The organism is Collinsella sp. CM84Y_54, from assembly GCF_036317945.1.
Classification (GTDB): domain Bacteria; phylum Actinomycetota; class Coriobacteriia; order Coriobacteriales; family Coriobacteriaceae; genus Collinsella.
The window spans coordinates 48,910-61,712 of record NZ_JAWQCX010000003.1; the positions used below are offsets into that span (position 1 = coordinate 48,910).

Genomic DNA, 12,803 nt, shown 5'->3' on the forward strand with positions numbered 1-12,803 from the left:
CGTTGGCGTGTTGCCTAAGCTTTACAGCTCGTAGAGCGTGGTGAACTTGTCCTGCAGGTAGCTGCAGTAGTAGCGGGCATCGAACGCCATGCCGCATGCGCCCTTGATGAGCTCCGGCGCGTCCTTGGCGCGGCCCCACTGCCAAATGTGCTCGCCCAGCCAGGCGCGAACGGGCGCCAAATCGCCGCTCGCACAGGCGCCATTGAGGTCGACACCGTCGCGGCACATGGCCGGCAAAAACATGGCATCGTAGGCGCTGCCCAGCGCATACGTGGGGAAGTAGCCAAACGAGCCGCCGCTCCAGTGTGTATCCTGCAGACAGCCGCGCGTGTCGTCGGGAACGGGAATGCCCAGGTACTCGTCCATAAGGCGGTTCCAAAGCGCAGGGATGTCCTTGGCCGTGGCCTCGCCGGCAAACAGCATGCGCTCGATCTGGTAGCGCACCATAATATGCAGCGGATAGGTGAGCTCGTCGGCCTCGGTGCGGATCAGCGACGGCTGCGCGATGTTCACGGCGCGATAGAGCGTGTCTTCGTCCACGCTGCCGTAAACCTCGGGCGCGTGACGGCGCAGTACCTCGAGCAGCGGTCCCATAAAGGCGCGACTGCGGCCCACGGTGTTCTCGAAAAAGCGGCTCTGGCTCTCGTGGATGCCCATGGATGTGCCGCCCTCCAGGCAGGTGCGCGCATAGGCGGGATTGACGCCCAGCTCGTACATGGCGTGACCGGCCTCGTGGATGATGCTGTAGACATTGGAGATGCAGTCGTTCTCATAGATGTGCGTCGCGATGCGCGCATCGCCCACCGAGAAGCCCTCGCTAAACGGGTGCTCGGTAAAGGCAAGCGTGGTGTCGTCCAGGTCCAGGCCGACGAGCTTCATCAGGTCGAAGCTCATGGCGCGCTGGGCGGCCTCGGGCACGCGGGCATGCAAAAAGTCGGCAGCGGGCTGCTGGCCGCGCTCGCCGATGGCGTGCACGAGCGGCACGACGGTGGCTTTGACCTCGTCGCAAAACGCGTCGAAGCTCTTGGCGGAAAGGCCGCGTTCGTACTGGTCGAGCCAAACATCGTATGGGTCGCGCTTGGGATCCATGAGCTCGGCCTGATGCTTAAGCTGGCCGACGATTCTATCCACATAGGGCTCAAAGCTCGCCCAGTCATTGGCCGTCTTGGCCTTGTGCCACACGGCGTCTGCCTCGCAGGTGAGCCTGGTCCAGGCCTCGGCCTCCTGGGTGGGGATGACGCTTGCCTCGCGCTGGTCGCGGCCGAGCACGCGGATCTCGTCGAGCAGCTGCGGGTCGTCGATCTTTCCGCCCGCGACTGTCTCACGCGCGAGAGAGCGCACGAGCTCAACGGACTTTTTGCTGGTCAGGAGTTTGTGATGTTCGCCGGCAAGGGTGCCCATAGCGTCGGCGCGGGCCGTGGCGCCGTTGGCGGGGGCAATCGTTGCGCCGTCGAACTCGGCAATCTTGAGCAGGTACTCGCGGGTCCACAGTTTGCCTTCGAGCTTGCGGAGCTTCTTGACGGCCTTATCGACCTTTATGCCTTTGGGCGTCTTGTCCGCTGCGGCCTTGGCCTTCTTATCGTGCTTATTTCCCATACCATATCCTTGATCTCGTGAGCCGAGCGCCTCGGGTGGGCGCGCGGCCAGTTTGCACAGCTACCCGCCTTGTACCCAGCACGAACAAAACGGAACACGGCGATATGCTCGCAGAATGTGTTATCCTATAGCCCAATGCGTTGACGGAGAGGGTTTTGCCCGCCGCGTCGCCGGCAAGAGAGGGAAGGTCATGGGCTGCAAGCCTTCCTGCGGTGGCAAGGGCCAAGCGTTCACTCCCGAGCAGCAACCTCAACGGGTGCGCGGCCAGCGGCGGCGAAGCCCCAGTAGGGAAGCCGTGAGCCTCGCGACAAGGGGCGCAGAGTGGGCTCGGCGGGCCAGACATCCGCCGGGTCAAACAAGGTGGTACCGCGGAATTCAACCGTCCTTGGGCAATGTACATGCCCGAGGGCGGTTTTTTGTTACCGAACCGGGCCGCGTTTTCGCAGCGCCAAGCGGCATCGGTTGCCCCGGCAAGCGAATGCGCGAGAGACGAAAGGGAAGACATGAGTCTGATTGATGATCTGGTCAAACTCGAGGAAGAGGCCAAGGAGCTCGTCGCAGGCGCCGATGACGCCGCAAAGCTCGAGGCCGCGCGCGTTGAGCTGCTCGGCCGCAAGGGCCGCATCACTGGCCTGATGCGTATGATGGGCAAGCTCGCCCCCGAGGATCGTCCCATGATGGGCAAGCGCGCCAACGAGATGCGCCAGCTGATTGAGGGCATGCTCGACGAGCGCACCACCGAGATGAAGGCCGCCGCCCTCAAGCACGCACTCGAGCACGAGGCCGTCGACATCACGCTGCCGGGCATCCGTCCGCAGGTCGGCCACCAGCACCTGATCAAGCAGATCATCGAGGAGGCCGAGGACATCTTCTGCGGCATCGGCTACACCGTCGAGTCCGGTCCCATGGTCGACACCTCCTACTACAACTTCACCGCGCTCAACGCCCCCATGGATCACCCGAGCCGCTCGGCCCGCGACACCTTCTACGTGGTCGATAACAACCCCGGCAGCGTCGCGCACCCCGAGGCTCACGCCCACGGCGAGTCCGACGTGCTGCTGCGCACCCAGACCTCGGGCGTGCAGATCCACACCATGGAGTCGCAAAAGCCGCCCATCTACATGATCTGCCCGGGCACCGTCTACCGTCCCGACACGGCCGATGCCTGCCACCTGCCGCAGTTCAACCAGATCGAGGGCCTGGTCGTCGACGAGGGCATCACCTTTGGCGATCTTAAGGGCACGCTCGACTATTTTGTTAAGTGCATGTTTGGCGAGGACCGCAAGACGCGCTACCGCCCGCACTTCTTCCCCTTCACCGAGCCTTCCTGCGAGGTGGACGTGAGCTGTCACGTGTGCGGCGGCAAGGGTTGCAACTTCTGCAAGCACAGCGGCTGGATTGAGATCTTGGGCTGTGGCATGGTCGACCCCAACGTCCTTATCAACTGCGGCATCGACCCCGAGAAGTACACCGGCTTCGCCTTTGGTATTGGCGCCGAGCGCGTCGCGGCACTGCGCTACGACCTGCCCGACCTGCGAACCCTGATGACTGGCGATATGCGCTTCCTGAACCAATTTTAGGCTTGCCCAGGCACCCCATCTTGGCGTTCAAACCGTCGCTCGCGTACCTTTAGTACGCGTCGCTCCTCTTTCACGCCAACCTGGGGCACCTGGACAACCCTAAGGCGAACGTCTTCATTTGATAATCCTTCCTTTGCGGAGATTAAGAACTAGGAGAGCTACATGCGCGTTTCTTACGACTGGCTCAAGACCATGATCGATATTCCGGAGGATCCCAAGACCCTTTCGGACGAATATATCCGTACCGGCACCGAGGTCGAGGCGATCGACACCGTGGGCGAGTCCTTCGACCACGTGGTGACTGCCAAGGTGCTTACCAAGACCCCGCACCCCGATAGCGACCATATGTATGTGTGCTCGGTCGACGTGGGCGACAAGAATCTCGACGCCGACGGCAACCCCGCCCCGCTGCAGATCGTCTGCGGCGCGCAGAACTTTGAGGCTGGCGACCACATCGTCACGGCAATGATCGGCGCCGTGCTTCCCGGCGACGTCAAGATCAAGAAGAGCAAGCTTCGCGGCGTCGTGTCCATGGGCATGAACTGCTCCGCGCGCGAACTCGGCCTGGGCGGCGACCACTCCGGCATCATGATTCTGCCCGAGGACACGCCCTGCGGCATGCCGTTTGCCGAGTACGTGGGCTCGAGTGACACTGTGCTTGACTGCGAGATCACGCCCAACCGCCCCGACTGCCTGTCCATGATCGGCATGGCCCGCGAGACCGGCGCCATCTTCGACCGCGATTTCCACGTGGAGCTGCCCGCCATCAAGGCCGAGACCGGCCGCGCGACCGACGACGAGCTTTCCGTCGAGATCGCCGACGAGGGCCTGTGCGACCGCTATGTCGCCCGCATCGTGCGCAACGTGAAGGTCGGCCCCTCGCCCGACTGGATGGTCAAGCGCCTTAACGCCCTGGGCGTGCGCCCGCACAACAACATCGTCGACATCACCAACTATGTGATGATGCTCACCGGTCAGCCGCTGCACGCCTTTGACCTGGACACCTTTGCCGAGCGCGATGGCCATCGCCGCGTGGTGGTTCGCGCCGCCCAACAGGACGAGAAGTTCACGACCCTCGACGGCGAGGAGCGCACGCTCGACGCCGGCATGGGCCTCATCACCGACGGCGAGCGTCCCGTGGCGCTGGCCGGCGTTATGGGCGGCATGGATTCCGAGATCGAGGACGACACCGTCGACGTGATGGTCGAGAGCGCCTGCTTCAACGCCGGTCGCACCTCGCACACCAGCCGCGACCTGTCGCTGATCTCCGATGCCTCCATTCGCTTTGAGCGCCAGGTCGACGAGACCGGCTGCGTGGACGTCGCCAACGTCACGTGCGCGCTCATCGAGGAGATTGCCGGCGGCGAGGTCGCCCCCGGCTATGTGGACGTGTTCCCCGCGCCCAAGACCATCGACAGCATCAAGCTGCGCTTGGCCCGCGTGCACGCCATCTGCGGCGCCGACATCGAGCCCGACTTTATCGAGCGCTCGCTCACCCGCCTGGGCTGCACTGTCGAGCGCGACAGCGAGGACTTTATGGTCACCCCGCCGAGCTTCCGCCCCGACCTGCCGCGCGAGATTGACCTGATCGAGGAGGTCCTGCGCCTGTGGGGCATGGGCCGTGTGACGGCGACCATCCCGGCTGCCAAGAACCATATCGGCGGCTTGACCCGCGAGCAGAAGCTCACCCGCAAGGTCGGCGAGATCCTGCGCGCCTGTGGCCTCAACGAGACCACGACCTTTGGCTTTGCCGCCCCGGGCGACCTGGAGAAGATCGGTATGTCCACCGAGGGCCGCGGCTGCCCCGTCGTGCTCATGAACCCGCTGGTGGCCGAGCAGACCGAGATGCGCCGCTCACTGCTGCCGGGTCTGCTGCAGTCTGTGGCCTATAACGAGGCCCACGGCACGCCCAACGTGCACCTGTACGAGGTCGGCAGCCTGTTCCACGGTCGCGAGAACGCCAGCCTGCCCAAGGAGACCAAGTCCGTGGCGGGTGTGCTCTCGGGCCAGTGGAGCGAGCAGTCCTGGAACACGAAGTACCGCAAGCTGCGCTTCTTCTTTGGCAAGGGCATTGTCGAGGAGCTGCTTGTCCAGTTGCGCATCGAGAAGGTCCGCTTCCGTCCCGTCGAGGGCGAGGGCTACGCTTTCTTGCAGCCGGGTCGTGCGGCCGAGGTTCTGTCCGGCGGCACCGTGCTGGGCTGGGTCGGCGAGATTCACCCCGAGGCGCGCGAGGCGATGGGCATCGATGAGGTCGTCGTTGCCTTTGAGCTCGATCTGGACAAGCTGATCAAGGGCGCCCGCAACCAGGAGAACTACCGCGAGTTCTCGCAGTACCCTGCCGTTGAGCACGACCTTGCTATCGTGGTCGATAACTCCGTGACCTGCGAGGATCTTGAGCGCCGCATTACCAGCGCCGGCGGCAAGCTGCTCGAGGGCGTGCGCCTGTTCGACGTCTACCGCGATCCCATCCGCATCGGAGCGGGCAAGAAGTCCATGGCCTTTGCGCTTACGTATCGCTCCGACGATCACACGCTCACCAGCGAAGAGGTCGAGAAGGCGCACCAGAAGATCGTCACCAAGGTGTGCAAGGGCGTAAACGGCGAGGTCCGCGGATAGGGCTTGCGCTGGGTATAGGCCAGCGGTGGCTGCCGCCGAGTCCTACGTGACCGCTATGCTCGGTATAAGGCACTGCTGAGCCTGCATATATGACACGCGCATTACATAACGGCGTGCTGCTTTGTCGGCAGCGCGCCGTTTTGCTATGATAGCCCGCGGCGTGTTACGAATCTGACAATACGTAACACTGACAAGGTGATTCAGGCGGCGTTGCAATTCCGTGCGCCGACAACCGGGAGGCGTACATGCACATTCCAGATAATTATCTGTCCCCGCAGACCGATGCCGTCATGGCAGTGGCGATGGTGCCCGTTTGGGTTCACTGCATCAAGAAGGTGCGCGCCACGCTCGATCGCGAGCACATGGCGTTCCTGGGCATCTGCGCCGCATTCTCCTTCTTGCTCATGATGTTCAACGTGCCGCTGCCCGGCGGTACCACTGGTCACGCCGTTGGTGGCGCGCTCATCGCGCTGCTGCTAGGCCCCGAGGCTGCTGCCATTGCCGTCTCGGTCGCGCTGGCGCTGCAGGCGCTGCTGTTTGGCGACGGCGGCATCCTGTCCTTTGGCGCCAACTGCTTTAACATGGCCTTCGTGCTGCCGTTTGCCGCTGCTATCGTGTTCCGTGCGCTCAACAGCCGTTTGCACGACAAGAGCTGGGGCATCTCGGTTTCGGCCATCGTAAGCGGCTGGGTCGGCCTGTGCCTGGCGGCCCTGTGCGCGGCAATCGAGTTTGGTATTCAGCCGATGCTCTTCACCAACGCCTCGGGTGCTCCGCTGTACTGCCCCTTCCCGCTGTCCGTTTCCATTCCGGCCATGCTGATCCCGCATATGCTGGTAGCCGGTGTGGTCGAGGGCGTGGCGACCGCCGCTATCTACGGCTTTATCAAGAAGACGGCGCCGAGCTTTATCGTCGGCCCCGAGGCTTCCGACGGCCTGCTGGAGTCCGAGGGCGCTGCTGCCAAGAAGACCTCGCTGGTCCCCACGCTCATCTTGGTTGCCGTGCTTGTCGTGGCCACGCCGCTGGGCCTGCTGGCCACGGGTGACGCCTGGGGTGAGTGGGACGCTGAGGGCGCCGCGACCGCCGTTCAGGAGGCTGGTGACAACAGCCTGCAGGCTTCGGTCGGTCTCGATACCCCGACCTTTGCCGATGCGCTGCCCACGGGCGATTACCTGCAGGCCTATTCCGAGGAGCAGGGTCTTGGCTTTGCCGGTCAGGCTGCCATGTATATCCTTTCCGGTGTGATTGGCGTGGCGGTGCTCACCATCGCATTCCGTCTGATCTCGCTGACGGTTAAGGAAAGCGGTGCTCATGGCAATAGCCGAGCTGCCTAGTTGGCTTGCGGCCGAGGAGCGATATGAGCCCGTGGGGGCTCGGCATCGCGTAATGCAACAGAACGTCCTGCACCTGGCGAGCCTGCTTGAGCGGGTTCGCCTGGGCGGCGGCGCACACGAGGGCGGGTCGATGATCGACCGCGCCCTTTCTTCCGTTTCGGCGCCGGTGCGTTTGGTGGGGATGCTCGTCTGCGTTCTGTGCGTGTGTCTGACGCAGAGCCCGCTGTACCTCATGTTGATGGCGGCGATCGCGTTGGTGCTGGTCGCGGTGCGCCCCGTACGCGGGCTGGGCGCTACCTTTATGCCGGCGTTGGCTGCTGCGGGGTTTGCCGTGGTTCTGGCACTGCCTGCCCTGCTGCTGGGCGCTTCTGCCACGGGTGCCATGCTTAAGATTGCACTCAAAACGTTCATTAACGTGTCGCTGGTACTGGGCGTTTCGTGGACCCTCACGTGGAGCCGCATGTCGGCGGCGCTCAAGATGCTGCGCCTGCCCGACGAGGTTATCTTTACGTTTGATATGGCGCTCAAGCACATCGAGGTGCTGGGCCGAACGGCGCACGATCTGACCGAATCGGTCATGCTGCGCAGCGTTGGCCGTGCGCCTGAGGGGTTTTCGCGTACCGATTCGATCGCGGGTATCATGGGCATGACCTTTATTAAGGCGATGGAATGCAGCCGCGCGATGGACGAGGCCATGCTTTGCCGTGGGTTTGCCGGCGCGTATCCGACGCCCGCTCGCAGCTCTTTTGGCTGGCGCGATGCGGTTTATGCGGCCGTTGTGGTGCTGCTCGCCGTGTTGTGCGCGGTGCTGTAGCGCGGGCGGTCGATCCGTCGATGTGAATAGGGAAGGGCGACGTTTTGGTAAACGATACGAATGACGCGATGGACGCGAGCGGTGCTGCTGGCGCCGAGACAACGCCGCTCATCGAGTTTCGCGACGTGGTGTTTTCCTATGCGGGCCATACGGTGGTCGATGGCGTTTCGCTGCAGGTGGGCCGTGGGGAGCTCGTTGCCCTGCTGGGTCCCAACGGCTGCGGCAAGACGACGATCATGCGCCTTATCAACGGCCTTGAGCTCGCGGACGCGGGCACGTATCTGTTTGACGGGCATGCGGTCGATGCGGCATATCTCAAGGATTCTGCGACGGCCCAGCGGTTCCATCAGCGCGTGGGCTTTGTGTTCCAAAACGCCGATGCGCAGCTCTTTTGTGCCACGGTCGGCGAGGAAGTTGCGTTTGGCCCGGCTCAAATGGGGCTGCCGGCAGACGAGCTCGAGCGCCGCGTCCGCGATGCCATGGAGCTGTTCCAGGTGGCCGATCTGGTCGATGCCTCGCCTTATCAGCTTTCGGGCGGGCAAAAGAAGCGCGTTGCGCTGGCTGCCATCGTGTCGATGAACCCCGATATCCTGGTGCTCGACGAGCCTACCAACGGACTTGACGAAGACTCGTGCGACATCGTGGTCAACTTTCTACTGGCCTATGTTGCTGCCGGTAAGACGGTCTTGATGAGCACGCATCATCAGGATTTGGTGCGACGCCTGGGTGCCCGCGCCATCTATATCGATCGATATCACCACGTGGTCGCGGCACCCGTGGCATCGTATGGAACCGAAAGCGGCACTGCGGAATAGTTGCTGCGTAGTAGGGCTGCGGCCGCGCGCGTGGCTTGCCGTGAATGGTATAGTTATCCGGGTTTTACGGGGGTGGCTATGCCAAGTTGGAATATTCATATCGCTCAGACGGAACGACTGCTGGCGCGTGCTGGCACGCTTGCCGATAACGTGCGCGACCGCAATGCCTTTTTGTTTGGCTGCGTGGTTCCGGATATCTTCGTGGGCTTTATGGTCCCTGGCATCGCCGATCCCATCCCGTACCGCATTACGCACTTTGCCAAGCCTGAGCCCATCCCTAAGCCGCGCGAGCATGAGTTTTGGGACACCTATGTGGCGCCGCTGCTCAAAGGGGCGCCTGTTGGTACGCCGGCTGCCGCGACCTCGATTGCCGAGGAGCGCGAGCGGCTCAATCGGGTGCATTATCCCCAACGCTACAAGGACGCCGAGCCGGTTGCCGGTCCCGGCGCAAGCGAGCTTTCGCTCGCGCCCGAGGACGTGGCGCAGTCGTTGCTCGATCTGACACTGGGTGTTTGGTCTCACCTCGTGGCCGATACCGTGTGGAATACGCGCGTGAATCAGTATCTGGGGGCGCACGGCGGCAAGCCGTGCGAGGAATTCCGCATTAAAAAGCAAGGCGACTTTGACTGGTTTGGCAAGACGCTCGGCATTGTTTCTATCCCGCGTGCGACCGATCGCCTGTATACCGCGGCGGCCCAGTTTGGTCAGTATTCGATTCCGCAAGATTATGTGCTCAAGACCATTGGCGTCATGCACGAGATCGTGCGCGAGAACCCCGGCGAGCCGGATCATCCACCGTACCGCCTGCTGAGCGAAGCGTTCTTTGACACAACGTTTACCGAGGTCGTCGAGCTAACCGAGGCGGGTTTTACCGCCCGCGTCGCATCACCCGGTGTGCCCGCTCTGCCCCTGATCGCTAGCTGCTAGCTGGCCGGCCCGGCAGTGAATAGCTCAACTCAATCGACAAGTAGCTCTTGCCGAAGGACATCTTCGGCAGTGCGCTCCTGTTTAGTCTTTGGGACGTAGGTAAGCCCAGCCTTTTTATGGATGAGCTCGGCTATGTGGTCGAAGCTCTTCTTATCCTTAATCTGGCCATAGGTAATTTGGATGACATCGTAGCCCATGCTTGTAAGTGCGGTGGCGCGCTCGGCATCGGAGAGACTCGCGGCTTCGCTGCCGTGGGCGGAGCGGCCTTGGCATTCCAGAATGACGCCCATGCTGTCGGTGGCGCTTTCGATGAGGATATCGGCGTAACAGCAGGTTTTGTCATACAGCGAACGTGCGGCGTCGCTGAGCGGGATGCGCACATTGTTGGCGATATCGATGCCCAGGCCGCCTTCGTCGCGGGGGAGCGAGACGAGCATGGAGGTCTGGACTTCGAAGGGTGAGGCGGTCTGTCCCGTCATGCGTTCGGCGGCCCAACGGAGTTGCTTGATGCCGCGTAGGCCTGCGGCCTGTTTAGCGAACGTGGCGATATTCGCCGCGCTGAGGAGTGGTGGGTGCTTCCAAAGGTTGGTGTTGTTGCCCTTGGTGTCGACAACGCGTTCCCAACCGCAGTCGGGCGGGATGAGCTTAAGCGATATTGCTTCATCAAGCTGTTGTTGTGCACGTTTGCAGGGCTTAAACACTGCGAAGGAGCTGCACATTTCATAGCATGCCATGAGCAGCTGGTTGCGTGAGACCTGTGTAGCGAGGTTGAGCAGCGTGAACTCGGGCGATGTGACATCAAACCCATGCTCAGTCTGTCTAAATGATCCAGGAGGTGGCTCTTGGGTCAGCAGACGGCTATGAAATAGCTTTCCGTTCGCGCGCTGTTTTCTTTCGCTCACGAATCTCCAAACTGGTGTGCCAAGCAAGTCTTTAAATACTGGTTGTTTTGAGTAATGCACCAAGCGATGGTCATGGTTGGGCGGCAGGATTGCCGGATAGAGTCCCAGTATCTGGGGCGGGATGCGATAGTACTGAAAAGCCGTGGGTCCGCAGGCAAGAAATGACATAGCAATCCGATCGTTTGAGCGTTGTTTGGGCTAGAAAAGCTATCGGTTTCGGAAGTGCGGGGAAAAGAGAAACAGGCTAAGCACAAGCGGTATTTGAGCCAACTTTATCAGGGGTTTTGTCGAAATAAAAGGGCTTGTGCTCGGGGGTGAGCGATTTTTTCCCCGCACTTCCGAAAACGCGGTCGATTTGGACCTTGCTAAAACGATTTATCAGCCCTGCGTGAGGTGTGGGTTTGCCACCGGGCGAACATTTTTAGCGCTTGGGACTTTATTCTTTGAGCCTCGAAGAGTGGATTTCGCACTTTTGGTAAAGAAATGAGTGCGTGTTTTGCCGTGCGCCGGCATTGGCACAGAAAAAGGGCCCGGAAGGCAAAGCCTTCCGGGCCCTTTGCAATGCAAGTGTGCTTGCAAGTGCGATTTAGCGCACCTGAGCGACGTAAGCGACGTTGGTCGAGGAGACCTTGTCCTCGAGCTGGACGCTCATGCGGGGATCGCCGGCGGTGGCGACGGTCAGATCGCCGGCCTCAACGTAGCCGAGCTCCTTAGCGGTCTCGATCGCCTTGACGATCGTGCCGTTGACGGTGCCCTGGGTGATCTCGGCCTGGTGCGGGATAACGCCCCAGTACATAATCATCTGCTGGACGGCCCACTCGTGGCGGGAGAACGCGCAGATCGGCATGTTGGGACGGAAGTGCGAGATCAGGCGAGCGGTGCGACCGGTGGTCGTCGGCACGGTGATGCACTTGGCGCCAACGGTGGTGGCCATGTTCACAGCGGACATACCCACAACGTTGTTGACGACGCGGGTGCCGTGGGCGTCGGCCGGAACCTCGAGCGGAGCGTGAGCCGGGAGGTACTTCTCGGTCTCGAGAGCAATGCTGGCCTGCATCTTGACGGCCTCGACCGGGTACTTACCGGCAGCGGACTCGCCGGACAGCATAACGGCGTCGGTGCCGTCGTAGATGGCGTTAGCAACGTCGGCAACCTCGGCGCGCGTCGGGCGCGGGTTCTGCTGCATGGAGTCGAGCATCTGCGTAGCGGTGATGACGGGCTTGTAGGCCGCGTTGCACTTGGCGATGATCTCCTTCTGGATGTGGGGAACGAGCTCGGGCTTGATCTCGATGCCCAGGTCGCCACGGGCGACCATGATGCCGTCGGATGCCTCGAGGATCTCATCGAAGTTCTCGACGCCCAGGGCGCACTCGATCTTCGGGAAGATCGTCACGTGCTCGCCACCGTTCTCGCGGCAAAGCTCGCGGATACCGCGGACGGACTCGCCGTCGCGGATGAAGGAAGCGGCGATGTAGTCGATGTTCTCGGTCAGGCCAAAGAGGATGTCCTGACGATCGCGCTCGGTGATGGCGGGCAGCGAGATGTTGACGTTGGGCATGTTGACGCCCTTGCGCTCGCCGATCAGGCCGTCGTTCTTGACGACGCAGGTCATGTCCTGGCCGTCGACGGACTCGACCTCGAGGGCAACCAGGCCGTCATCGATCAGGATGAGGGAGCCCTTCTCGACCTCGGAGGGCAGAGCCAGGTAGTCGAGGGAGATGTGCTCAGCGGTGCCGTGGAAATCCTCGGACGTGGGCTGAGCGGTGACGACGATCTTGTCGCCGGTCTTGACGGCAACCTTCTTGCCATCGACCAAAAGGCCGGTGCGGACCTCGGGGCCCTTGGTGTCGAGCAGGATGCCGACGGGCATGCCGAGCTCCTTGGAAATACGGCGGACGCGCTCGATGCGACCGTGGTGCTCGTCGTAGGAGCCGTGCGAGAAGTTAAAACGGGCGACGTTCATGCCCGCCTTGATCATCTCGCGGATGGTCTCGTCGCTATCGCAGGCGGGACCCATGGTGCATACAATCTTAGTGCGCTTGTACATTCAGACCTCCATCTGACATCGTCTTGCGCTGATAGATAAACCATAAGAAATAAAACTGAAATGATTATAACGAAATGACGACCGAATACCCCAAAAAATCGACCGTATGCCGAATTAGAAGTTCATTTTTTTGCGGAAAAACGGTATATGCAAAAACTTTACCAACCGTTCTAAC

General features: G+C 61.8%; 9 protein-coding genes. 6 read left to right on the forward strand and 3 right to left on the reverse strand.

What is annotated here, in order from left to right; genetic code table 11:
- Positions 1-21: 21 nt before the first annotated feature.
- A complete protein-coding gene (locus V2391_RS05445) occupies positions 22-1,596 on the reverse strand; it encodes a carboxypeptidase M32 (protein WP_329738509.1) in 1,575 nt (524 codons plus the stop codon).
- Positions 1,597-2,099: 503 nt separating this feature from the next.
- Between V2391_RS05445 and pheS the strand changes: the two genes are divergently transcribed.
- From pheS to V2391_RS05475, 6 genes are all read left to right on the forward strand, one after another.
- Complete coding sequence (gene pheS, locus V2391_RS05450; protein ID WP_329738510.1) at positions 2,100-3,176, forward strand: phenylalanine--tRNA ligase subunit alpha; 1,077 nt, start codon at positions 2,100-2,102, stop codon at positions 3,174-3,176.
- A gap of 162 nt (positions 3,177-3,338) precedes the next feature.
- Complete coding sequence (gene pheT / locus V2391_RS05455; protein WP_329738511.1) at positions 3,339-5,792, forward strand: phenylalanine--tRNA ligase subunit beta; 2,454 nt, start codon at positions 3,339-3,341, stop codon at positions 5,790-5,792.
- A 245-nt stretch (positions 5,793-6,037) separates the two neighbouring features.
- Positions 6,038-7,123: a cobalt transporter CbiM gene (gene cbiM, locus V2391_RS05460; protein WP_329738512.1), complete on the forward strand. Its 1,086-nt coding sequence runs from the start codon at positions 6,038-6,040 to the stop codon at positions 7,121-7,123.
- The gene (locus V2391_RS05465; RefSeq protein ID WP_329738513.1) at positions 7,101-7,937 is read left to right on the forward strand and encodes an energy-coupling factor transporter transmembrane component T family protein; all 837 of its coding nucleotides are present in this window, start codon (positions 7,101-7,103) and stop codon (positions 7,935-7,937) included. Before cbiM ends, V2391_RS05465 begins: the two co-directional genes overlap by 23 nt.
- A 44-nt stretch (positions 7,938-7,981) precedes the next feature.
- Positions 7,982-8,752: an energy-coupling factor ABC transporter ATP-binding protein gene (locus tag V2391_RS05470; protein WP_329738514.1), complete on the forward strand. Its 771-nt coding sequence runs from the start codon at positions 7,982-7,984 to the stop codon at positions 8,750-8,752.
- 78 nt (positions 8,753-8,830) lie between these two features.
- Entirely contained in the window at positions 8,831-9,679 is an 849-nt protein-coding gene (locus V2391_RS05475; protein ID WP_329738515.1) for a hypothetical protein, read from the forward strand.
- A gap of 29 nt (positions 9,680-9,708) precedes the next feature.
- Here the strand turns inward: V2391_RS05475 and V2391_RS05480 are convergent, their stop codons facing one another.
- Positions 9,709-10,413 carry a hypothetical protein gene (locus tag V2391_RS05480; RefSeq protein WP_329738516.1) on the reverse strand — a complete coding sequence of 235 codons (705 nt, stop codon included), beginning with the start codon at positions 10,411-10,413 and terminating at the stop codon, positions 9,709-9,711.
- Between the two features lie 754 nt (positions 10,414-11,167).
- On the reverse strand, positions 11,168-12,628 hold the full coding sequence (pyk, locus tag V2391_RS05485; RefSeq protein WP_099432613.1) for a pyruvate kinase: 1,461 nt from the start codon (positions 12,626-12,628) through the stop codon (positions 11,168-11,170).
- Positions 12,629-12,803: the final 175 nt, after the last annotated feature.

Bases quoted from the DNA above. Each gene is read 5' to 3' on its own strand.
- V2391_RS05445 (WP_329738509.1), bottom strand. From the start codon at position 1,596: ATGGGAAATAAGCACGATAAGAAGGCCAAGGCCGCAGCGGACAAGACG.
- pheS (WP_329738510.1), top strand. From the start codon at position 2,100: ATGAGTCTGATTGATGATCTGGTCAAACTCGAGGAAGAGGCCAAGGAG.
- pheT (WP_329738511.1), top strand. From the start codon at position 3,339: ATGCGCGTTTCTTACGACTGGCTCAAGACCATGATCGATATTCCGGAG.
- cbiM (WP_329738512.1), top strand. From the start codon at position 6,038: ATGCACATTCCAGATAATTATCTGTCCCCGCAGACCGATGCCGTCATG.
- V2391_RS05465 (WP_329738513.1), top strand. From the start codon at position 7,101: ATGGCAATAGCCGAGCTGCCTAGTTGGCTTGCGGCCGAGGAGCGATAT.
- V2391_RS05475 (WP_329738515.1), top strand. From the start codon at position 8,831: ATGCCAAGTTGGAATATTCATATCGCTCAGACGGAACGACTGCTGGCG.
- V2391_RS05480 (WP_329738516.1), bottom strand. From the start codon at position 10,413: ATGGCATGCTATGAAATGTGCAGCTCCTTCGCAGTGTTTAAGCCCTGC.
- pyk (WP_099432613.1), bottom strand. From the start codon at position 12,628: ATGTACAAGCGCACTAAGATTGTATGCACCATGGGTCCCGCCTGCGAT.